This is a genomic window from Agromyces marinus (genome assembly GCF_021442325.1).
Lineage (GTDB): Bacteria > Actinomycetota > Actinomycetes > Actinomycetales > Microbacteriaceae > Agromyces > Agromyces marinus.
This window is the reverse complement of sequence record NZ_CP087879.1, coordinates 96136-118013: the sequence shown is the minus strand read 5'-3', so window position 1 is coordinate 118013 and position 21878 is coordinate 96136. Positions and strand designations below refer to the sequence as shown.

Sequence of the window (21878 nt, the reverse complement as noted above, 5' to 3'; positions counted from 1 at the left end):
GACAAGGATGCCGCCCGCCCGACGACCCGCCCGGCCCAGGCCCGGGCGTGCCCCGTCGACCGACTACTGCCGCCGGAACCTCGCCCGCAGCGTCAGGTCCGCGTCGTGCTCGGCGTCGGGAGCGATGTCGATCACCACGCGATCGATGGATCCGGTGAACGCACCGCGGGGCGTGCCGTAGTCCTCGACCACCGGGTCGAGGCTGTCGAAGCCGACGTCGAGACCCTCGTCGAACGAGAACAGCGCGGGCACCGTGCGCTCGATGCGCCCGCCGCCGACCCGCTCGCCGTCGGACGAGATCGTGATGTCGCCGCCCCTGCCCGCTCCGCCGCCGTCGTAGTCGAAGCGCACCTCGACGACGTGCTCGCCCGCGTCGATCGGTTCGTCGCTGCGCACGGTCGCGGTCTCCATGCCCACGAAGTTGTGCGCGTAGCTCGCACGCCCGTCGTGGAAGTAGAACGACCAGCCCCCGAAGCTGCCGCCCTGCGCCACGATCGCGCCGCGGGCGGGCTCGCCCTCCGGCAGGGTCACGAAGCCCGTGACCGTGAACGACCGGTTCTTCACGTTGAGCACGGTGTTCTCGTTGAGGCGCGTCATCCCTGGCCGGAGCGTCAGCGACGTACGCGCACCCATGAGGTCGGGTCGGTTGGCGATGGTCGCGTCGAATCGCTCGCGCTGCCGATCGTCGATGGGCAGCACGTTGTACTTCGCGCCCTCGATGAGGAACCGGTCCTGCAGTTCGCGGAGCTTCTCGGGCATCTCGGCTGCGAGGTCGTGCGCCTGGGTCCAGTCGTCCGGGCCGTAGAGCTCCCAGTCGTCCTGGTCGAGCGGCGGGATCCGGTCGTTCGGGTCGGGCCAGGGCAGCAGGTGCTGCGTGACGGCGGTCCATCCGTCGTGGTAGATGCCGCGATTGCCCGCGATCTCGAAGTACTGCGTGCGGTGCCGGTCCTCGGCCGTGTCGTCGTCGAGCGCGTACTTGAAGCTCACGCCCTCGATGGGCCGCTGCGGGATGCCGTTGACCTGGTCGGGCTGCGGCAGGCCCGCGTACTCGAGGATGGTCGGCACGACGTCGATGACGTGCGTGAAGTGGTCGCGCTGCTCGCCCGCGGGGATCCGCCCCGGGTAGCGCACGACCATGCCGGTGCGTGTTCCGCCCCAGTGCGACGCGACGATCTTGCTCCACTGGTAGGGCGTGTTGAGCGCGTGCGCCCACCCGGCCGGGATGTGGTTGAACGCCTTCGGGCCGCCGATCTCGTCGAGGTGCGGCGTGATGTCCTCGGTGGTCATGAGCACGTTGTTCTGGTACGCCATCTCGTTGAAGGTGCCGTACGCGCCGGCCTCCGCCGAGGCGCCGTTGTCGCCCAGGATGTAGAACACGAGCGTGTCGTCGAGGATCCCCTGCTCGTCGAGCGAGTCGAGCAGGCGGCCCACGTGGTCGTCGGTGTGCCTGGCCATGGCCGCGTACGCCTCGAAGAGGCGCGTGCCGACGAGCCGGTCGTCGTCGCCGAGCTCGTCCCACAGCGGGATCTGCGCGTTGGGCGCGGTGAGTTCGGCGTCGGCCGGCACGATGCCGAGCTCCTTCTGCCGCGCGAACGTGCGCTCGCGCTGCTCGTCGTAGCCGTGGTCGAATGCGCCACGGACCTCGTCGAGGTACGGCTGGGGCACGTGGTGCGGCGCATGCGTCGCCCCGAACGCGAGATAGGTGAACCACGGCTTGTCCGGCGTCAGTGCGGTGAGCCCGCTGATCCACGAGATCGCCTGGTCGACGAGGTCCTCGGTGAGGTGGTACCCCTCCTCGGCGGTGCGCGGCGGCTCGATGGGCTTGGTGCCGTCGACGAGCGCTGGCATGTACTGGTGGGTGTCGCCGCCGATGAAGCCGTAGAACCTCTCGAAGCCCTCCCCGGTCGGCCACCGGTCGAACGGGCCGGACGGGCTCGTCTCCCACGGCGGGGTCTGGTGGTGCTTGCCGAACATGCCGGTCGAGTAGCCGTTCATCCGCAGCGTCTGCGCGAGCGTCGCGCAGTCGTCGGGGCGCACGCCCGTGTAGCCCGGGAACGAGGTCGCGACCTCGGCGAGCGCGCCCATCTCGACCGAGTGGTGGTTGCGACCCGTCAGGAGCGCCTGACGTGTGGGCGAGCAGAGCGCGGTGGTGTGGAAGCGCGTGAACCGGGTGCCCTCCTCGGCCATCCGCTCGGCGCGCGGCATCCGGCACGGCCCGCCGAACGCGCTCGAGGCGCCGAACCCCATGTCGTCGATGAGGATGACCAGGACGTTCGGTGCGCCCTCGGGCGGCCGCAGGGGCGACGAGACCGGCGGGCTCGCCGCCTGACGCGCGTCGAGGGGCGTGTCGGAGACCCTCCTCGGCTTCGGGATCGGCAGGCGGCTTCGATCGATGCGGTCGGCGGTCATGCGAACCTCTCCCCCAAGGTGACGACGGACGGCGCCAGCCTATCGATCGGCGCGGTCGGGTCCCTTGCGTCGCCGTGGGTCGATCGCTAGTGTCGAATCGATTCGACTCCGACTCGAATCGACGCGGCACCGTGAGGGTGACCCACCCGCGAGACCGTCGCCGAACCCCCGACGAGGCAGTGATGTCGAACGACCGAGACCCCGCGCCCGGGCGCGATGCGCCCCGCGCACCTGCGGGCGACGATGCCGCCGAGGCATCCGCCCGCCCTCGCCGCGAGCTGGTCGCGTGGCGCAACGCCGTCTTCGCGGTCTTCTTCCTCTCCGGCTTCGGCCTGGCCAGCTGGGTCGCCCGCATCCCCGCGATCCGCGACGCGGTCGGGCTCAGCACCCAGGGCGTCGGATTCGTGATCCTCGGCGGCTCGATCGCCTCGGTCGTCGGGCTCGTCGCGGCCCCCTGGCTCATGGCGCGCTTCGGCGCCCGAGCCGGGATGATCGGAACCCTCGCGACCGCGTCGATCGGCCTCGTCGCCGTCGGGCTCGGCGGCTCGCTCCTGCCGAGCATCGCGCTCATCGTCGTCGGCCTCGCCTGCTTCGGCTTCGGCAACGGCGCGGTCGACGTCATGATGAACGTCGAGGGCGCTGAAGCCGAACGCGAACTCGGGCGCACGGTCATGCCGCTCATGCACGCGTTCTTCAGCTTCGGAACCGTCGCGGGCGCGGCGCTCGCGGCCGCGGCATCCGCTCTCGGGGTGCCGATCTCGGTGCACCTGTCGCTGATCGCCGCGCTCATCGCGGCCGGCGTCGTCGTCGCCGTGCGGTTCGTCCCGCTCCGCCCCGAGCTCGGCGACCTCGCCCCCGATGCCCCGCGCGACCCCATCGGGGTCCGCCTGCGCCGGAGCCTCGCGGTCTGGGCCGACGTGCGGCTCCTGCTGATCGGCGTGGTCATGCTCGGCATGTCGTTCGCCGAGGGCAGCGCCAACGACTGGATCGCCCTCGCGGTGGTGGACGGGCACGGCCTCGACGAGACGACCGGCGCGGCCGTCTTCACGGTCTTCACGATCGCGATCACGACCGCGCGCGTGCTCGGCGGCCCGTTCATCGACCGGTTCGGCCGCGTCGCCATGCTCCGCGTCATGGCCGGCATCGGCATCGCGGGCCTCGCGCTGTTCATCTTCGGAACCGAGCCGTGGATGCTCGTCGTCGGCACGCTCATGTGGGGCGTCGGCTGTTCGCTCGCGTTCCCGGTCGGCATGTCGGCCGCGGCCGACGTGCCCGATCGAGCGGATGCCGCAGCGCGCGTCTCGGCGGTCGCGATGATCGGCTACTGCGCCTTCCTGGTCGGCCCGCCGCTGCTGGGCTTCCTCGGCGAGCGGTTCGGGATCCTGAACGCGCTCCTGGTGCTGCTCGGCCTCATGGTCGTGGCGGGCATCGCCGCGCCCGCCGCGCGCGAGCGGGCCCGCGCCCGCCCTCCCGCCGAGTGATACCCGCCTCGCCGAGTGTCGCCCGTGCAGCGCTATCACTCGGCGAGGGGGGTATCACTCGGCGGCTGGGACGGGGAGGGGACGGGGGCGGGGGTACGTAGACTGCTCGGGTGCGTCTCGTCATCGCCCGCTGCTCCGTCGACTACGCGGGGCGATTGTCCGCGCACCTGCCGCTCGCGACCCGCCTGCTCATGGTCAAGGGCGACGGGAGCCTGCTCGTGCACTCCGACGGCGGCAGCTACAAGCCGCTGAACTGGATGAGCCCGCCGTGCACGCTCGCGATCGGCGAGCCCGACGACGACCAGCGCGAGGCCGGCGTCGTCGAACTGTGGAAGGTCACGCACGCCAAGACCGCCGACCAGCTCGTCGTCTCGATCCACGAGGTGCTGCACGACTCCGCGCACGACCTCGGCGTCGACCCGGGCCTGGTCAAGGACGGCGTCGAGTCGCATCTGCAGCGGCTCCTCGCTGAGCAGATCGAACTGCTCGGCGACGGCTACCGTCTGGTGCGTCGCGAGTACATGACGGCGATCGGCCCGGTCGACATCCTGGCGGCGGATGCCACGGGGGCGTCGGTCGCGGTCGAGCTGAAGCGCCGGGGCGACATCGACGGCGTCGAGCAGTTGACCCGGTACCTCGAGCTCATGAACCGCGATCCGCTGCTCGCGCCGGTCGCGGGCGTCTTCGCGGCGCAGGAGATCAAGCCGCAGGCGCGCACCCTCGCAGAGGACCGCGGCATCCGCTGCGTCGTGCTCGACTACGACGCGATGCGCGGAATCGAGAGCGGGCATGCGCGCCTGTTCTGACGGCGCACACAGGCGGCATCCAGCATTCACGAGCATTCCTCGGATTCCTGCGCCCTAGGATGACGCGGTGACCTCTCCCCTGCCCACTCCGACCCTCGCCCCCGCGTGGACGGCCGTGCTCTTCGATCTCGACGGCACGATCGTCGACTCGGCGACCGAGATCATGGACTCCCTGGCCCACATGTTCGCGAAGATGGGCGTGCCCGTGCCCGACGCGGAGACGCTGCGCACCTTCGTGGGCCCGCCGCTGCTGGACAGCCTCCGGATGACCCCCGGGTTCTCGGACGCCGACGCATGGGCGGCCCTCGGTGTCTACCGCGACCACTACGCCGAGCACCTGCTGCACTCGCCCGTGTTCCCCGGGGTCGAGGGCGTCATCCGCTCGCTGCACGCGGCGGGCATGCCGATCGCCCTCGCGACGAGCAAGCCCGAGTCGATGGCGCGTCGCGTGCTCGAGCACGTCGGCCTCGACGGGTACTTCACCGTGATCGCCGGCGCGAGCGAGGACGAGGAGCGCAGCACGAAGGCCGATGTCGTGGCCGAGGCGCTCCGGCGGCTCCGGGCGCACGGCGTCGACGTGTCGGATCCCGTGATGGTCGGCGACCGCGGGTACGACACGCTCGGGGCCGCGGCCCACGACGTCCCGACGATCCTCGTCGAATGGGGCTACGGCTCGCCCGCGGAAGCGGGCGACGCGTTCGCGGTCGTTCACTCGGCGGACCAGCTGCGCAGCGCACTGCTGCCCTGAGGCGCGGGCGCGGGCGCGGACTCGGGCACGGGGCACGACGCAGGCCCGTGCCATCCGCTGCCTCCACGGCCATGCATCGATGATGCTTCGATCGCACGCGCCTCGAATCGAAGCATCCCGCGTGCGGCGGCGTGCGCAAAGTGAGGTTGTCTCGATAGCAACGATTCGGGGCCACATCGATTCCCGAGGGTTCCCTCCGACCCCCGAACGGGGGCAGGATGCCGCATACGTCCGCCCACCGGCGGACGACGTTCGTGTCCCGCGATGACGCGTCGCGGGCACTCGGAGGGAGAAGCATGTCAGGGAAGACGAACCGCGCGCGTCGCCGCGCGGTCGCTGCGATCCCCGTGCTCGCACTCGCGGCCGCCGGATTGGCGACCGTGGGCACGACCACGGCGAGCGCAGCACCAGCCCCGGTCATCGGAGCAGACGAGCACTACATGAACTACGCCGCCCCCCACGCGGAGGCGGCGTTCCAGACCGATGAGTCTGCCGGGGTCACGATCGACGGAACCGCGCGCCGGAGCGCGGGCCCCGTCGCCGGATCCGTGGCCGACGCCTCGGCCGCGATCGACAAGAAGTACACGCAGGGCAACCCCGTGGCCGCTCGCGGCCTCGCGAAGCTCGAGGCGAAGTCGATCGAGACCGGCAAGAGCCCGAAGGCGCTCAAGTCGAAGAACCTGAAGCAGGCGAAATCGACGCAGGAGGCGAAGCTCCTCACGATCCTGGTCGACTTCAACGACCAGGCGAACGACGACTTCACCGACAGCTGGGTTCCCGAGTACTGGGGCGCATCGACCTGCAAGCCCGGCGAGGTCGTCAACGGCCCGCTGCACAACAACATCCCGAACCCGGCCGACTCGCCCCACGAGGACAACAACTCGATGTGGGTCGAGGACTTCTCGCCCGAGCACTTCAACAAGATGCTGTTCACCGACGAGGGCATCACCGAGCGGGTGCGCACCGACCTCACGGGTCCCGACGGGAAGCCCGGCTTCGACATCTCGGGCTACACGATGAAGTCGATGTACGAGGAGATGTCGCGCGGCGCCTACACCGTGACCGGTGAGGCGACGCAGTGGGTCACCCTCCCGCACTCCGAGGGCTGGTACGGCGCCACGCGGTGTTCCCTCAACGACGAGGGCGAATGGGAGGCCGGCGCCTACCAGGGCATGCAGGGGCACCCCGACAACCCGCTCGGCGCGAGCGCGCTCCCGATCCACGCGGTCGAGGCACTCGCCGAGCTGCAGCCCGACTTCCCGTGGTCCGACTACGACATCGAGGACCAGGGCGACCGCGACGGCGACGGGAACTTCCTCGAGCCCGACGGCGTGATCGACCACGTCGTGCTCGTGCACGCCGGCGAGGACAAGTCGGGCGGCGGCGGTGCCGAGGGCACCTACGCGCTCTGGGCGCACTCCTCCGCGGTCGCGGGCGGTGCGGACATCCCCGGCACCGACCTCAAGCTGTCGAACTACATCGTGCAGCCCGAGGACTCGGGCGTCGGCGTGTTCGCCCACGAGTACGGCCACGACCTCGGCCTGCCGGACCTCTACGACGTCTCCGGCGCCGGCAGCTCCGACGTCGACTTCTGGGACCTCATGTCGTCGGGTTCGCACTCGGGCCCGATCTTCCAGTCGATGCCGACCCACATGGGCCTCTGGGACAAGTGGGTGCTCGGCTGGGCCGACCCCGAGGTCGTCGAGCCAGGCGACGACAAGCAGACCATCAAGGTCGGCCAGACCTCGCGCCCCAAGAAGGGCACCGAGGACGGCATCAAGGTCAACCTGCCCGACAAGGTCACCACCCTGACCGACCCGCACAGCGGCGAGAACATGTGGTACACCGGTGCCGACCAGGACTGGGGCGACATCAAGATCGAGCGCTCGATCGACGTCCCCGACGCGGCGGACGCGAAGTTCTGGATGTGGAACGACTACGTCATCGAGGCGGACTGGGACTACGGCTTCGTCGAGGTCTCGACCGACGGCGGCACCACCTGGGCCGAGCAGAAGGTCTTCGCCGAGGACGGCACGCTCGCCTCGACCGATGACGGCTACGGCGACCCGAACGGCAACATGGCCACCTTCGGCGGCAAGAAGTACGGCCTGACGGGCGACTCGCACGGCTGGACCCACCAGTACGTCGACCTGTCCGCGTTCGCGGGCACGACGGTCGACATCCGCCTCCGCCTCACGACCGACGCGGCCTACCAGGACCGCGGCTGGTTCGCCGACGACTTCTCGGTGACCGGCGGCGGCGCCACCACGTGGAGCGACGACGTCGAGAGCGGCGACAACGGCTGGACGACCGAGGGCGGCACGTTCGTCGACACCACCGGTCCCGGTTGGCGCATCGACACGGGCACCGCGGTCCAGGCGCAGTACTACCTGGTCGAGTGGCGCAACTTCGACGGCTTCGACGAGGGCCTGAAGTACGGCTACAACACGACCTACAGCGCCGAGGACGGCGCCTGGAAGGTCGAGAAGGTCGCCTACAACGCCCCCGGCGCGCTGGTCTGGTACCGCGACACCACGTACGGCAACGCGAACCAGATCATCTCGAACGAGACCGCGCTGCCGAGCTACGGCGCCAAGGGCGGGCTGCTCATCGTGGACAGCCACTTCGACCCGCTGCAGCGCACGGGTGCGGCGGCGGACCTCGACCCGTCGACGCTCAACGTGATGGCCTCGCGCGCCCAGTCGTCGAACGCGGCGTTCGGCCTGACGCCGACCATCCCGTTCCGCGAGTGCATCTCGGACGCGGAGCTGAACGAGTACTGCACCGACATCCCGGCGCTGCCGGCGGTGAGCACCTTCACCGACGACCAGAGCTGGGTGCCCGGCTTCGCGATCCGCGACACGGACGGGGCGCTCTTCTACCGCGACCGCGACGCATCGGTCGTCGTGCCGTCGGTGGGCAACGCGCCGTACTCGGTGCCGCTGTACCACATGGACGGCACGCCGGCGACGGAGTACTACGGCGTCGACATCGGGCTCGGGCCGTTCGGCTCGGGAGCCCCGGCTGACGACGGCGTGGGCTTCGGCACCGTCATCACGGTCAAGAAGGCGCTCCAGGGCAACACGGCAGCGCTGATCGAGGTCACCCCGCCCACGGTGGGCTGACCCGACCTGCCGCAGCGGCGAGGCGCCGGCCCTTCGGGGTCGGCGCCTCGTCGTCTCCGGGCGGTGCGCGCCTCGGCGCCCGCCGTCTCGGTCAGTCCGCGCCGGACGACGCGAACAGGCCGTCGAGGAGGCGATCGAGGCCCCACTCGAAACGGGCGGTCGCGTCGTCGGCGAATCCTCGGCTGCGGTCGCCGAGCGGGAAGGCCTCGAGCTCGTCCCAGAGCGTCGCGGTGGCGGATGCCGCGGGCTCGCGCTGCACCGTCGATGCGGGGTCGGCGGCCTGCGAGCCATCGGCGGTCCGGGCGGTCTCGGCCGCGTCGAAGGCGACGGCCCCGAGCACGTGGACGCGAACCGCGTGCGCTGCGCGCCCGGCGGCGAGCGCGTCGAGTCCGGCGTCGGCGAACGCCTCGAGGAGGCGCTCCTCGAACCTGCGCGCGTTCGGTCCGTCGAGCGGGGTCGCGAGCAGCAGGCCGACGGCACCGGGGCGGTCGACGAGCTGGGAACGCAGCGCACCCGCGAGCGCCGTGACCCGCTCCCGCCGGCCCTCGGGCGCAGGCACTGCCGTGGTCGTGGCCGGGCGCGCCGCGGCATCCGTCGCCTGGTCCTCGAGGCGGCCGAGCACCTGCTCGACCATGCCGCTCAGGAGCGCGTCCTTGTTCGGGTAGTAGGTGTACATCGCCGTCGGGGTGAGGCCCAGCGCGCCGGCGACGCCGCGGACGGACACGGCGTCGAAGCCCTTGGTCTCGAGCAGTTCGAAGGCTGCGGCGAGGATCTCGGCGTGCGACAGGCTGCGGCGGGGTCCGGGTCTCATGGGGCCTTCCGTTCGGGGACTCGACACACCGTACAGCGTTCCGGCGGCGCCCCCGCGCCGCTGGACGCCCGGCCCGCCCCCGTGCCACGCTGGCTCCGGGCCGCTGCAGCCCGGAAGCTGGGAGAACCGAGCGGATGACGCGACCACACGTTCCTCGGGTCGCCGTCGTCGGCGACGCCCTCATCGACGAACTCCGGGACCCGCGCGGCACGCGCGAATTCGTCGGCGGCGCCGCGCTGAACGTGGCGACCGGGCTCGCGCTGCTCGGCACCGACGCGACGCTCGTTGCCATGATCGGCGACGACGAGCCGGGGCGACGCATCCGATCGTTCCTCATCGACTACGACGTCGCGCTCGTGGCGAGTCCGTCCGAGCTCGGCTCCTCGCGAGCCGTCTCGATCCGCACCTCGGGCGGAGAGCCCCGGTACGAGTTCAACGCAGCCGCACGGGCGCGCCGCCTGGCCTTCGACGGGACCACCCGCGACGCACTCGACGCCGCAGACCTCGTGGTCGTGAGCTGCTACCCGTTCGACGACGACGAACAGGTCGAGGCGCTCCTCGGGGCGGTGCGCGATCCGCGACGTCGGCTCGTGATCGATGCGAACCCGCGCGCGGGCATGCTGCACGATCGCGACCGCTTCCTGGCGAACCTGCTGCGCGCCGCCGCGACGTCCGTGCTCGTCAAGGTCGGAGACGACGACGCCGACCTGCTCGCCGGCACATCGCTCGAGCAGTTCGTGCGGGTGCTCGGGCAGCGCGGCTGCCCCGCCGTCCTCGCCACCGCGGGACGGCACGGTGCGAGCGTGCACACGGCCGCACTCGAGGTGCACTCCGGCGTCGTGGAGTTGCCCGGGCCGATCGTCGACACGATGGGCGCGGGCGACGCGACCCTCGCGGGAGTCGTGCACCGCATCGCCGCCGGGGGCATGCCGGCCACGGCCGAGACCTGGGCGAGCGTCCTCGCGGAGGCCATGGGGATCGCCGCGGCGACCATCCGGCAGGAAGGCGCCCTGCTGCGAACCCCGCGGGAACCCGGCCACCCCGGCAGTTGAAGGACCGTCGGGCCCCTTGCGCCGGGACCCCGTCCAGGTCGTAGACTCGGGCCGACCGCTGATGGCGACATCGGCGAGGTGCCCACCCCCGATCGGCGCCCTCCCCAGACGGACGACCGGTCCGGGCATCCGCCCGCCGCCCAGGCGACCCGAGTTCCCCGGCGCGCCGCGCCGCAGGCCGCGCGCACCGAGACGCCGGCGCGACGAGAGGAGTGCACGTGCCCGACGCGCACGGCGGCCATCCGGCCACCTCGCCGCTCGCACTGCCCGTCGTCGAGACCCCCAGCGACGCCGCCCTCATCGTCTCCGCGCGGGCGGGCGACGGCTTCGCCGCAGCGAGGCTGTGGCACCGGCACGAATCGGCCGCGGTCGCCGCGGCGGGCGCGACTCCGGGCTCCGCAGAGGTCGAGGTCGTCGTCCGGGCGGCCGAGACGATGCTCATGTCGTGGGTGCACGAACCGAACGCGCGGGTCGGCGCGCTCCGCCCGCACGTGCTCGCAGCCGTGCGCGAGGCGGCGGCCGCCGCCGACGGCCGGGGCGGCGCGAACCCGGGTGCACGGCCGCCGCTGCTCGCGCCGGAGGACTGGTACCGCGACGACCTGCCGAACGGGCTTCGCGACGGCGGCGCGATCGCGACGGCGTACGCCTCGCTGCCGGTCTCCTCCCAGGAGGCGCTCTGGATGGCCGAGATCGACGGGCTCCCCCCGACCGAGCTCGGCGCCGCGTTCGGGTGCACGACCGACGAGGCCGACCGCCTCGCGGGCGGCGCGCGTTCGGGCCTCCGGGACGCATGGGTGCGTCAGCGTCTGGCCGCATCGCCTCCGGGTTCGGACTGCGCCGAGGTGCTGTCGTCCCTGCGGGCGGCGCCGACCGCGGGGCGTCCGATCGCCCGTCGCATCCGCACGCATGTCGATGCCTGCGCCGGATGCCGCGCGGCGGCGCTCCCGGTCCCGGACCTCGCTCACCGACTGGTCGGCCTGCTCCCGCTGCTCGTGCTCGGCGGGGCGTCGGGCATCGCGTTCCTCGAGGCCACGCGGACCGGTGCCTCGCGGCCGCCCCTGGCTGCGATCCCGTTGTCCGCTGCGATCCCCGCCATCGGCGCGGCCACGGTGATCGGCGCCGACGGCGGCCCGACCTCGGGCTCCCCGGCCTTCCCGGGTTTGCCGGCAGCGCCGGTTCCCGTGGCTCCGGCAGCCGCGGCATCCGCCGGAGCGGCCCCGGCTGCCGCGGGCCGAGCCCCGGCGCCTCTTCCCGCCGCCGCCCTCTCGGGCGGGGCGCGGCGCGTGCCGCGCGGGTTCCTCATCACCGGCCTGTCGACGCTCGCCGCATCGGCCGCGGCCGCGCTCGTCGTCGCCGTGGTCGCCGGCGGGCCGAGCGGCCTCGATGCCCGGGACGCGGCGGGATCGGCCTCGACCGACGTCATGGCCGCTGCGCCCGGTTCGTCCCTGCCGGAGGTGCGGACCACCGAGGTTCCCGGCACCCCCGACCCGGCGCCGAGCCCCGATGCCGAAGCGCCGGCGCCGCCGGCGACACCGGACGGGCCGGTGACCACGCCGGATTCGGACGACGGGCAGACGGGCGGGGGCGCCGAGGATGCGCAGACCGAAGCACCCACCTCGACCCCCTCGGTGCCGGAGCCCGATCGCGGCGAGGGCAGCGGGCCGGCGGACCCGGTCGTCGAGCCTGCGGAACCGGGCGCACCCGGTCTGGCCTTCGATGCCGGCGAGCCCGGGGCGAACGGATGGCGCACGCTCGTCGTCACGGGCCCGCCCGGCACCGGGTTCACGATCTTCGACCGCACGTCACCGCTGATCGAGGGCGTGATCGGCGAGGACGGCACGGCGAACTTCACCGTCCGCGGATCGATCAACCACCTCTCGGTCGTCGCGACCTCGAGCCTGCTCGCCGCGGGCGAACCCGACGGCGGCCTCGCGCGGTCCCGGGCCGACGCCCTCGACGCTTCGCAGACGCGGAACGTGCGGCGAGAGGCAGCGCCCCGCGACTGATCGCGGTCGGGCTCGGCTCCGCGGTCGGGCCCGGCTCCTCCGTCGGGCTCGGCTACTCCGCCGCTCCGGGCTCCTCCGGCAGCACGGGCTCGACCGCCGCCGCATGCCGTGCGGAGATCGCCCGGGCCTTGCGCGTCGCGACGTCGATGAGCACGAACAGCGCGATCACGGCGAGCACGCTGACGATCGCGGCGACCGGGTCGCGCTGGGCCGCCTGGATGATCGCGTTGATCGTCGCGAGTCCGAGCACGCCGTACATCGTCGCCCAGGCGGCCCCGCCGATCACGAGCGCGGGGAGGTACCTGATGAGGGGCATCCGCATGACGCCCGCCGCGAGGTTCACCGCGGTCTGGAAGCCGACCGTGAGGAAGGAGAGCGCGACGACGGGTGCGCCGTACCGGTCGACGACGGCCTCCGCCCGGGCGAGCGCCGGGCCCATGCGGCCGCGACGTTCGAGCAACCGCTTCACGCCCGCGCGCGATCCTCGCCCGAGCGCGTACGTCCCGCCGGCGCGGAGGAGCACGATCACGAACAGGGTGCCGATCGCCGCCGGGAGGGGCCAGCCTTCGAAGATCTCCACCGCATCACCAGTCACTGTCGCCGACCGCAGCGGGCGGCCGACCGCCCGGACGTCGCGGTCGTGGGTCCCTCCGATTCTAGTCGGCCACCGCCGCAGCGCGGGCCCGGGACCGATTCGTCACCCCCGTGAGGGCGAATCGGGATACGGTCGGAACCGGACGACGTGGAGGCAGGTCATGGTTCGCAATCCGGTCAAGGTCATTCCCGAGGGGTTCTCCCCCATCCCCTCGCTCGAGGCGCACGACGGCGTCGTGGCATCCGTCGTCGGCGAGTTCGGCGCAGGGCTCGATGCCGTCGGGGTGCTCGTGCACGATGCCGGTCCGCTTCCCGACGGAGTCGGGTTCGACCGCGACGGACTCGCGCGCCTCGGCTTCGAGGCGAAGCCCGGCCAGACCCTGGCCCTGCCGCAGCCCGGTGGGTCGCTCACGGTCCTCGTCGGCGGCGGGGACGCCGACGAGACGACGGATGCCGCGCTGCGAGACGCCGCGGCGACGTTCGTGCGTGCGGCGCCGAAGGCGGCAGCGGTCGGGTTCCAGGTGCCGTCGACGGGCGAAGCGGATGCCGCGGCCGCCGGCCGCGCGCTCGTGGAGGGCGTGCTGCTCGGCCGGTACCGCTACGACGCCCTCAAGGCCGAGGCCCGAGAGCCCCGGCTCGAGCGCGTGGAGCTGCGCATCGACGGCGCCGATCGCGCCGCGGCATCCGCCGGCGCCGCCGAGGGCGTCGTCTCCGCCCGCGCGACCGCGATCGCACGCGACCTGGCCAACACGCCGCCGAGTCACCTGACCGCGACCGACCTCGCCGACGTCGCGGAGACCCTCGGGGGCAGGTTCGGATTCGAGGTCGAGGTGTTCGACCGGGAACGGCTCGTCGAACTCGGGTGCGGCGGGATCCTCGGCGTCAACGCCGCCAGCGCGGAAGAGCCGCGGATGCTCGTGCTGCGCTACGCCCCGGACGGCGATGCGACCGGGCACCTGGGCCTGGTCGGCAAGGGCATCATGTACGACTCGGGCGGCATCAGCCTGAAGCCGAGCGATCCGTCCCACCTGCTCATGAAGATGGACATGGGCGGCGCCGCCGCCGTCCTGGGCGCGCTCACGGCGCTCCGCGACCTCGGCGCGAGGTCGAAGGTCTCCGCCTGGCTCATGTGCACCGACAACATGCCGTCGGGCTCGGCCTACAAGCTCGGCGACGTGCTCACCGCACGGGGCGGCAGGACCGTCGAGGTCAAGAACACCGACGCCGAGGGGCGACTCGTGCTCATGGACGGACTCGTGCTCGCCACGGAAGCCGGCGTCGACGCCATCGTCGACATCGCGACCCTCACCGGAACCGCCATGCGCGCGCTCGGCGAATCGCACTCGGTCGTGCTCGGCACGAGCCAGGCGCTCATCGACCGCCTCGTCGCGTCGGGCCAGGCCACCGACGAACTCACCTGGCAGTTCCCGCTCGTGAAGAAGTACCGCAAGCAGTTGGACTCGGATGTCGCAGACATCGCCAACATCGGCGGCCCGAACGCCGGGGCGACGACCGCGGCACTGTTCCTGGCCGAGTTCGTCGGCGAGACGCCGTGGGCCCATCTCGACATCGCCGGCACGATGGCGTCGGAGGGCGACGACTCGTGGCGGTCGAAGGGTGCCACCGGGTACGGGGCGCGCCTGCTGCTCGATCTGGCACGGGGGTTCGCGCCGGTCGGGTGAGCGCCGCGCTGAGCGAACGGGATCCGGGCGTCGGCGCGGGCAGGTCGCGGCATACCGCGTTCGACCCCCTCCGAGCGCCCGGCCGAGTCGGTGTCAGTCCTTGCGGATCGGCAGTGCGGCCTCGATCGCGTCGACGACCTCGGGAGCGTCGGGCACGGTCTGCGGCCGGAACCGGCGCACCTCCCCCGAGGGCAGCACGAGGAACTTCTCGAAGTTCCAGGTGACCCGGCCGGCCTTGCCGTCGGCATCCGTCGCCTGCTTGAGCTCGGCGTAGAGCGGATGCTCCTTGCGGCCGTTCACCCGGACGCGATCGAAGATCGGGAAGGTCACGCCCCACGTGGTCGAGCAGTACTCGCTGACCGCCTCGTTGCTGGCCAGTTCCTGCAGGAACTGGTTGCTCGGGAAGCCCAGCACGGTGAACCCGCGGTCGCCGTAGGTGCGCTGGAGCTGCTCGAGCTGCTCGTACTGGGGCGACAGCCCGCAGCGGGACGCGACGTTGACGACGAGCCGGACCTGGCCGGCCCAGTCGGCGAGGGTGCGGGTCTCGCCCGTCATGGTCTGGAACGGGATCTCTTCGAGCCGGGTCATTCGCGTCAGCGCTCCTTCGGGTCGTGCCGACCAGCCTACCCGCGACGGCGCGGCCGATGCCGAGCGCGCGTTCAGGTTCGGACCCGGGCGACGGCCCGATTCAGCGCGCGAGCGCGGCGACCGAGGCGGGCACGGCGGTGCCCGCCGGCGTGAGGGCCGACGGGATCGGCGCACCCCATCGCCGCTCGAGCGGCAGCACGCCCGCCCACTGCGTGTGGTCCTCGCCGTCGTCCGGCTCCTCGGAGGGCCCGCCGGCGCGCTGCTTCATGACGACGTCGTCGAGCGCCAGCCGCAGCACCCGCGTCGCCGCGACCTCCTTCCGCCGGGTGTCGCGGACCTCGGCCGGGCGGCCGGGCATGAGCCGCTCGGAGAGCGCGAGCAGGGCGGCCTCCTCCTCATCGGCCGGGACGGCCTCGAGCACCCCCTTCACGGTGACGCTGCGGTAGTTCATGGAGCTGTCGAAGAGGGACCGCGCGTAGACGAGTCCGTCGAGTGCCGTGACGGCGAAGGCGACGGGCGTGCGAGCGGATGCCGCCCGCAGCGCGAATCCACCCCCGGTCGAGCCGTGCAGGACGAGGTGGCGGTCGACGCGCGCGTACCCCATCGGGACGACGACGGGCACGCCGTCGACGGCCACGGCGAGGTGGCCGACGAGTTCGGCGTCGAGGAGGTCGTCCAGGGCGAGGCGGTCGCTCGTCTCCCGGTCGGGCAGGCGGCGGAGGCGGCGCGGGGGCGCGACTGCTGCGGTGTTCATGAGGCCATCATGGAGTCGGTACTGGACTGATGCCTGGTCCAGTTTCCGCTCAATCAGGCAGTCCACTAGGGTGCTCCCGGGAGGCGGGATGGACGGACCACTGCTCGCGATCGATCGACACGATCGCCGGCCGATCGGCGTGCAGATCGTGGAGGGCCTGCGCCACGGCATCCTCGACGGTCGCCTGCGCTCCGGCGACCCGGTCCCGTCCACCCGCGGGCTCGCCTCCGAACTCGGGGTCTCGCGCAGCACCGTGACCGCCGCATACGACCAGCTCGCCGGCGAGGGCTACCTCGAGCTCCGCCAGGGCGCCGCCCCGCGCGTCGCCCAGCGTCTGGCCCACGCCCAGAGCCCCGTGACGACAGTCGTTGCGGGTCCCCGGGCGCCGCAACCCGCAGCGTCTGTCGTCACGGGGGCTCGACTGCTCGACCTGCGGCCGGGGCTGCCGTCGACCGCACGCATCGACGAACGCGCGTGGCGGGCGGCCTGGCGGCGAGCCGCCGCGACGCCCGTGCCGGGCGACATCCCCGCAGGATTCGGCGCGCCGCGGCTCCGCGCCGAACTCGCCGACCACCTGCGGCACGCGCGCGGCCTCGCGTGCGAACCGGACGACGTGGTCGTCACCGCGGGAACCAGCGATGCGGTCGCGCTCGTGGCATCCGCTCTGCAGATCATGACGGATGCCGCCCCGCGCGTCGCCGTCGAACACCCGGGCTACCCGTCCGCGCGTCGGATCCTCGAGCGGCGCGGCACGACCGCGGCCGTGCCGGTCGACGAGGACGGCATCGACCTCGGCGCGCTGCGCGGCATCCGCCCGCCCCCGCACGCCGTCATGGTCACGCCGAGCCACCAGTACCCCCTCGGCGGCCGCCTGCCGGTCGCCTCCCGGCTGGCGCTGCTCGACTGGGCGGAGCACGTCGATGCCCTCGTGCTGGAGGACGACTACGACAGCGAGTTCCGCCACGTCGGTCCGCCGCTTCCCGCACTCGCCTCGCTCGACCGGTCGGGGCGCGCGATCCTCATCGGCAGCCTGTCGAAGGTGCTCACGCCGTCGCTGCGGCTCGGCTACCTCGTGCTGCCGCCGAACCCGCGCTTGCGCGAAGCCATCGCCGCCGTGCGCGACGACGAGACGACTCCCGTGCCCGGAATCGCACAGGAGGCCGTCGCCGAACTGCTCGCGTCGGGCGCACTCCGCCGCCACATCGCCGCCGTGCGACGCGACTACGCGCACCGGCGCCGGCTCGTGCAGGCGGCGCTCGGCGGCATCCGCCACGCCCCGCTCTCAGGACTCGACGGCGGTCTGCACGCGGTGATCCGGCTCACCTCCGAGCGTGCGGCGACGGCCGTGGTCGAGCGGCTCGCCGGCGAGGGCATCGCGGTCGCGTCGCTCGCCGACTACGCGGCCGTCGGCGGCGACGGCCCGCACGGCATCGTCTTCGGCTACGGCTCGCCGACCGACTCGCAACTGGCAGGCGCACTCCCCCGACTGCGTGCAGCGGTCGAGGCGGCGGCGTAGCGTTGACCCGTGCTGACTCCTCCGGTGACCGAGAAACGACCGACCGAACGCAGCCACCACGGCGACGTGGTGATCGACCACTACGAGTGGTTGCGCGACAAGGACGACCCGGCGGTCATCGCACTGCTCGAGCAGGAGAACGCCTACACCAAGGCGAAGACCAAGCATCTCTCGCTGCTCCAGGAGCAGCTCTTCGAGGAGGTCAAGCACCGCACGAAGGAGACCGACCTCAGCGTCCCCACGCGCGAGGGCGACTGGTGGTACTACGCCCGCACGGTCGAGGGGCTGCAGTACGCGATCCACTGCCGGGTGGCGGTGCGCTCCGCCGACGACTGGGACCCGCCCGCGATCCCGGAGGACGGCTCGCCGCTGCCCGGTGAGCAGATCCTGCTCGACGACAACGTCGAGGCGACCGGCCACGAGTTCTTCGCGCTCGGCAGCTTCGATGTGTCGAGCGACGGCTCGACGCTGCTGTTCGGCGTCGACGTCGAGGGCGACGAGCGGTACACCATCCGGTTCCGCGACCTCGGCGACGCCGAACGCTCCTCGACCGGCATCGAGCTCGACGACGAGATCCCCGGCACCGCGGCGGGCGCGCTGTTCGACCCGAGCGGGCGCTACGTCTTCTACACGACCGTCGACGACGCCTGGCGGCCCGACACCGTGTGGCGGCACGAGATCGGCACCCCGGCATCCGACGACGTGAAGGTGTTCCACGAGCCCGACGAGCGGTTCTGGCTCGGGGTCGGGCTCACCCGCAGCCGCTCGTTCCTCGCGATCGAGGCCGGCTCGCACGTGACCACCGAGACCCGGCTCCTTCGCGCCGACGACCCGACCGGCGAGTTCCGCGTCGTGTGGCCGCGGCGCGACGGCGTGGAGTACGACGTCGAGCACGTCGTCGCGGGCGGCAAGGACCGCCTGCTCATCGTGCACAACGAGGGCGACGCGGTCGACTTCGAGCTCGTGAGCGTCGCCGCCGACGACCCGCAGGGTGCCCGGCGGATGCTCCTGCCCCACGACCCGCGCATGCGCATCGAGGGGGTGCACGCCTTCCGCGACTTCGTCGCGCTCGAGTACCGGCGCGACGGGCTTCCGCGGGTCGCGATCGCGAAGGTGCCCCCGCAGGGCCTGCCGGCGGATGCCACGCCCGACGACACCCTGCACGAGCTCGCCTTCGACGAGGAGCTCTGCTCGGTCGGCGTCGGAGCGAACCCCGACTGGGCGCAGCCGAGCCTGCGGATCGGCTACGGCAGCTTCGTCACGCCGTCGACCGTGATCGACATCGACGTGGCATCCGGCGAGCGCACCGTACGCAAGCAGCAGCCGGTGCTGGGCGACTACCACCCGGAGCGCTACGCGCAGAAGCGCGAGTGGGCGACGGCGCCCGACGGCACCAAGGTGCCGATCTCGCTCGTGTACCGCCACGACCTGGTGACCCTCGGCGAGCCCGCCCCGACCCTGCTGTACGGCTACGGCTCGTACGAGCACGCGATCGACCCGGGCTTCGGCATCCCCCGGCTCTCGCTGCTCGACCGGGGCATGGTCTTCGCGGTCGCGCACGTGCGCGGCGGCGGCGAGATGGGTCGCCGCTGGTACGACAACGGCAAGCAGCTGCACAAGAAGCACACGTTCACCGACTTCATCGCAGCGGCCGAGCACCTCATCGACCGCGACGTCACGACGCCGGATCACCTCGTCGCCCAGGGCGGCTCGGCGGGCGGGCTGCTCATGGGCGCGGTCGCGAACCTCGCGCCGAGGCTGTTCGCGGGCATCGTCGCCGAGGTGCCGTTCGTCGACCCGCTGACCTCGATCCTCGACCCGTCGCTGCCGCTCACGGTCATCGAGTGGGACGAGTGGGGCAACCCGCTCGACGACCCCGAGGTGTACGCGTACATGAAGTCGTACTCGCCGTACGAGAACGTGCACCCCGTGACCTACCCGCGGATCCTCGCGATCACCTCGCTCAACGACACCCGCGTGCTCTACGTCGAGCCGGCGAAGTGGGTCGCGAAGCTGCGCGAGGTCGGCGCCGACCCGCTGCTGAAGGTCGAGATGGCGGCCGGCCACGGCGGCGTCTCGGGCCGGTATGCGGCGTGGCGCGAGCGGGCGTTCGCCAACGCGTGGATCATCGACGCCGCCGGGGCCCACCCGAGCGGCGAGTAGGCGACGCTGCCGGGCCGCGGCCGGCAACGCCGGCGGGGTGGCGGATGTCGGAGGCCGCCGCCAGACTGACCCCCATGTCGTTCGTCAGCGAACTGAGTGAGCGGATGCCGGGGCGCGTGCACGCACCCGGCTCCACCGAGTACGAGGCCGGCGCGCACGTCTTCGCGGGCCAGGGCACGCCGGATGCGGTCGTGCGGCCGGGGTCGGCCTCCGAGGTCGGCCTGGCCGTGCGGTCCGCCGTCGCGGCGGGCGTCGCGTTCACCGTCCGTTCGGGCGGGCACGGATCCGATCCGGTCACGGGGGGCGTCGTCGTCGACCTGTCCGACCTCGCCGCGATCGAGGTCGGCGCCGACGGCGTCGTCCACGTCGGGGCGGGCGCGCACTGGGGCGACGTCGCGGCGGCGCTCGCACCGCACGGGCTCGGCATCACCTCGGGCGACACGCGCGACGTGGGGGTCGGCGGGCTCGTGCTCGGCGGCGGCATCGGCTGGCTCGTGCGCACCCACGGCCTGACCGTCGACGCCCTTCGCGAGGTCGAACTCGTCACCGCGACCGGCGAGGTCCTGACCGTGAACGCGCACTCGCATCCCGACCTGTTCTGGGCGCTCCGCGGCGGCGGCGGCAACTTCGGCATCGCCACCCGGTTCACGCTGCAGGCCGCCGACGTGAGCGGACTCGTCGGCGGGCACGTCCGGTTCGACCAGTCCGACGAGCGCACGGTGCTCGGTGCATGGCGCGACGTCATGCGCGACGCACCGGATGGGCTCAACTCGACGCTGCTCGTGATGCCGGCGCTCATGCCCGAGGTGCCCGCCGGTCCGCAGCTCTCGGTCGCGTTGCAGGGGGCGGAAGCCGAGCTGCGGCGCCTGCTCGAGCCGCTGCTCTCGCTGCCGTCGGTCGCCGACGTCTCACTCGGCCCGGTCGCCTACGGCGACCTCCTCGAAGACGCCCCGCCCGGCAAGCCGCCGTTCGACTTCGTGGGCGGCAACGGCTTCGCACCCGACCTGTCGGAGGCCGCGCTCGACGCGTTCGCGGCCACCCTCGAGAGCGAGGTGCCGACGATGCTGCTGCTGCGGGCGCTCGGCGGGGCCTTCTCGCGGGTCCCGGCGGATGCCACGGCCATCGCGCAGCGCGACGGGCAGGCGCTCGTCGCCGTGAACCGCCTCGTGCCGCTCGATGCGGGGCCCGAGCTGCGCGCCGCGGCGGCCGTGGGCATCGACGAAGCGGTCGCGTTCACGACCGGGCGCTACGCGAACTTCACCCCGGAGTTCGGCGACGACGTCGTCACCGAGATCTTCCCGCCCGTCACGCTCGCGCGGCTGCGCGCCATCAAGCGCGAGGTCGACCCGCACGACGTGTTCCGGGCGAGCCACCACATCACGCCGTAGGCGGCGGGCCGGGGCGGGCGGGCCGCGTGACGGGGCTCGCCGACCGCGCGCGACGCGCTTCAGTACTCCGGGATCGCCTCGACGGCGCGCTGCGCCTCGATGCGGGCGAGGTCGCGCCTGAGGTCCTCGCCCACGAACGCCATGCGGTCGCCACGGCGCACCGCGTAGTCCGGCTCCTCGTCGTAGCGTGCCCAGGTGCGGTCGAGGGCCTGCTCGATCGCGGCGCCGAGCTCGCCCCACGCATCCTCTCGCGCCCGATCGACCATCCGCGCGATGTAGGCGTCGTCGGAACGGCGCGTCCACAGCTCCTTCGCGACCGCCGCGTGCACCTTCTCCCGTCGGCGCAGGTTCAACAGGTCGTCGCGGTGGTAGTCGTGCTGGTGCTCCGAGCGACCCTCGCGCTTGCGCGCGGCCTCGCGCTCCTCGGCGACGTGCTCCGCGACCTCGTCGGCCTCCTGCACGAGCTCGTACAGGACGTCGCGCGCGGCCGCCGCTGCGGCCTCGTCGGCGAGCGGTTCGTCGCCGCGGAGCGCGCGGACGATGAGCCGGTTCTTCAGCGCCATCCGCCCGGCCGATTCGGCCATGAGCAGGCCTTCCTCGAGCATCTCGTCGAACGAGACCTCGCGCGTCCGCGGCAGGCGGGCGCTGTCGAAGGGTGCCATCTTGACGCGCGTGCGCGGGCGCTGCCACGGCCACCGGAATCCACGCATCCGCACCTCCTCGCGTCGACTCTCCGAGCGTATCCGGAACCGGCC

General features: G+C 72.7%; 16 protein-coding genes. 10 read left to right on the top strand and 6 right to left on the bottom strand.

Annotated features, from left to right (window positions below; genetic code table 11):
* Positions 1-63: 63 nt before the first annotated feature.
* Complete coding sequence (locus tag DSM26151_RS00575; RefSeq protein ID WP_234660465.1) at positions 64-2409, bottom strand: arylsulfatase; 2346 nt, start codon at positions 2407-2409, stop codon at positions 64-66.
* 182 nt (positions 2410-2591) lie between these two features.
* On the opposite strand from DSM26151_RS00575, the gene DSM26151_RS00570 reads away from it, so the two are divergent.
* From DSM26151_RS00570 to DSM26151_RS00555, 4 genes are all read left to right on the top strand, one after another.
* Positions 2592-3890, top strand: a complete 1299-nt coding sequence (locus tag DSM26151_RS00570) for an MFS transporter (protein ID WP_234660464.1) — start codon at positions 2592-2594, stop codon at positions 3888-3890.
* Between the two features lie 110 nt (positions 3891-4000).
* Positions 4001-4696, top strand: coding sequence for an endonuclease NucS (nucS, locus tag DSM26151_RS00565; RefSeq protein WP_234660462.1), 696 nt, complete (start codon positions 4001-4003; stop codon positions 4694-4696).
* Between the two features lie 67 nt (positions 4697-4763).
* Positions 4764-5444 (top strand): HAD hydrolase-like protein, encoded by a 681-nt coding sequence (locus tag DSM26151_RS00560; RefSeq protein WP_234660461.1) that lies wholly within the window; start codon positions 4764-4766, stop codon positions 5442-5444.
* Between the two features lie 296 nt (positions 5445-5740).
* Positions 5741-8569 (top strand): immune inhibitor A domain-containing protein, encoded by a 2829-nt coding sequence (locus DSM26151_RS00555; RefSeq protein ID WP_234660460.1) that lies wholly within the window; start codon positions 5741-5743, stop codon positions 8567-8569.
* A 91-nt stretch (positions 8570-8660) separates the two neighbouring features.
* Here the strand turns inward: DSM26151_RS00555 and DSM26151_RS00550 are convergent, their stop codons facing one another.
* A complete protein-coding gene (locus tag DSM26151_RS00550) occupies positions 8661-9380 on the bottom strand; it encodes a TetR/AcrR family transcriptional regulator (protein WP_234660459.1) in 720 nt (239 codons plus the stop codon).
* A 134-nt stretch (positions 9381-9514) separates the two neighbouring features.
* Between DSM26151_RS00550 and DSM26151_RS00545 the strand changes: the two genes are divergently transcribed.
* The gene (locus DSM26151_RS00545; protein WP_234660458.1) at positions 9515-10432 is read left to right on the top strand and encodes a carbohydrate kinase family protein; all 918 of its coding nucleotides are present in this window, start codon (positions 9515-9517) and stop codon (positions 10430-10432) included.
* A 218-nt stretch (positions 10433-10650) separates the two neighbouring features.
* On the top strand, positions 10651-12438 hold the full coding sequence (locus DSM26151_RS00540; RefSeq protein ID WP_234660456.1) for a hypothetical protein: 1788 nt from the start codon (positions 10651-10653) through the stop codon (positions 12436-12438).
* Between the two features lie 52 nt (positions 12439-12490).
* On the opposite strand, the gene DSM26151_RS00535 is transcribed toward DSM26151_RS00540, so the two are convergent.
* Entirely contained in the window at positions 12491-13018 is a 528-nt protein-coding gene (locus DSM26151_RS00535; protein ID WP_234660454.1) for a DedA family protein, read from the bottom strand.
* 175 nt (positions 13019-13193) lie between these two features.
* Between DSM26151_RS00535 and DSM26151_RS00530 the strand changes: the two genes are divergently transcribed.
* Complete coding sequence (locus DSM26151_RS00530) at positions 13194-14714, top strand: leucyl aminopeptidase (RefSeq protein ID WP_234660453.1); 1521 nt, start codon at positions 13194-13196, stop codon at positions 14712-14714.
* Positions 14715-14807: 93 nt separating this feature from the next.
* Here DSM26151_RS00530 and DSM26151_RS00525 read toward each other — a convergent pair whose 3' ends face one another.
* Positions 14808-15302 carry a glutathione peroxidase gene (locus DSM26151_RS00525; RefSeq protein ID WP_234660452.1) on the bottom strand — a complete coding sequence of 165 codons (495 nt, stop codon included), beginning with the start codon at positions 15300-15302 and terminating at the stop codon, positions 14808-14810.
* Between the two features lie 100 nt (positions 15303-15402).
* The gene (locus DSM26151_RS00520) at positions 15403-16056 is read right to left on the bottom strand and encodes a pyridoxamine 5'-phosphate oxidase family protein (protein ID WP_234660451.1); all 654 of its coding nucleotides are present in this window, start codon (positions 16054-16056) and stop codon (positions 15403-15405) included.
* Positions 16057-16144: 88 nt separating this feature from the next.
* Here DSM26151_RS00520 and pdxR point away from each other — a divergent pair, with 88 nt between their 5' ends.
* From pdxR to DSM26151_RS00505, 3 genes are all read left to right on the top strand, one after another.
* Entirely contained in the window at positions 16145-17572 is a 1428-nt protein-coding gene (gene pdxR / locus DSM26151_RS00515; protein ID WP_234660450.1) for a MocR-like pyridoxine biosynthesis transcription factor PdxR, read from the top strand.
* Between the two features lie 9 nt (positions 17573-17581).
* Positions 17582-19735, top strand: coding sequence for a S9 family peptidase (locus DSM26151_RS00510; protein WP_234660449.1), 2154 nt, complete (start codon positions 17582-17584; stop codon positions 19733-19735).
* Positions 19736-19809: 74 nt separating this feature from the next.
* Complete coding sequence (locus DSM26151_RS00505; RefSeq protein ID WP_234660448.1) at positions 19810-21123, top strand: FAD-binding oxidoreductase; 1314 nt, start codon at positions 19810-19812, stop codon at positions 21121-21123.
* A 59-nt stretch (positions 21124-21182) separates the two neighbouring features.
* Here the strand turns inward: DSM26151_RS00505 and DSM26151_RS00500 are convergent, their stop codons facing one another.
* The gene (locus DSM26151_RS00500) at positions 21183-21833 is read right to left on the bottom strand and encodes a hypothetical protein (protein ID WP_234660447.1); all 651 of its coding nucleotides are present in this window, start codon (positions 21831-21833) and stop codon (positions 21183-21185) included.
* Positions 21834-21878: the final 45 nt, after the last annotated feature.

Bases quoted from the DNA above. Each gene is read 5' to 3' on its own strand.
- DSM26151_RS00575 (WP_234660465.1), bottom strand. From the start codon at position 2,409: ATGACCGCCGACCGCATCGATCGAAGCCGCCTGCCGATCCCGAAGCCG.
- DSM26151_RS00570 (WP_234660464.1), top strand. From the start codon at position 2,592: ATGTCGAACGACCGAGACCCCGCGCCCGGGCGCGATGCGCCCCGCGCA.
- DSM26151_RS00555 (WP_234660460.1), top strand. From the start codon at position 5,741: ATGTCAGGGAAGACGAACCGCGCGCGTCGCCGCGCGGTCGCTGCGATC.
- DSM26151_RS00550 (WP_234660459.1), bottom strand. From the start codon at position 9,380: ATGAGACCCGGACCCCGCCGCAGCCTGTCGCACGCCGAGATCCTCGCC.
- DSM26151_RS00545 (WP_234660458.1), top strand. From the start codon at position 9,515: ATGACGCGACCACACGTTCCTCGGGTCGCCGTCGTCGGCGACGCCCTC.
- DSM26151_RS00530 (WP_234660453.1), top strand. From the start codon at position 13,194: ATGGTTCGCAATCCGGTCAAGGTCATTCCCGAGGGGTTCTCCCCCATC.
- DSM26151_RS00525 (WP_234660452.1), bottom strand. From the start codon at position 15,302: ATGACCCGGCTCGAAGAGATCCCGTTCCAGACCATGACGGGCGAGACC.
- DSM26151_RS00520 (WP_234660451.1), bottom strand. From the start codon at position 16,056: ATGAACACCGCAGCAGTCGCGCCCCCGCGCCGCCTCCGCCGCCTGCCC.
- pdxR (WP_234660450.1), top strand. From the start codon at position 16,145: ATGGACGGACCACTGCTCGCGATCGATCGACACGATCGCCGGCCGATC.
- DSM26151_RS00505 (WP_234660448.1), top strand. From the start codon at position 19,810: ATGTCGTTCGTCAGCGAACTGAGTGAGCGGATGCCGGGGCGCGTGCAC.
- DSM26151_RS00500 (WP_234660447.1), bottom strand. From the start codon at position 21,833: ATGCGTGGATTCCGGTGGCCGTGGCAGCGCCCGCGCACGCGCGTCAAG.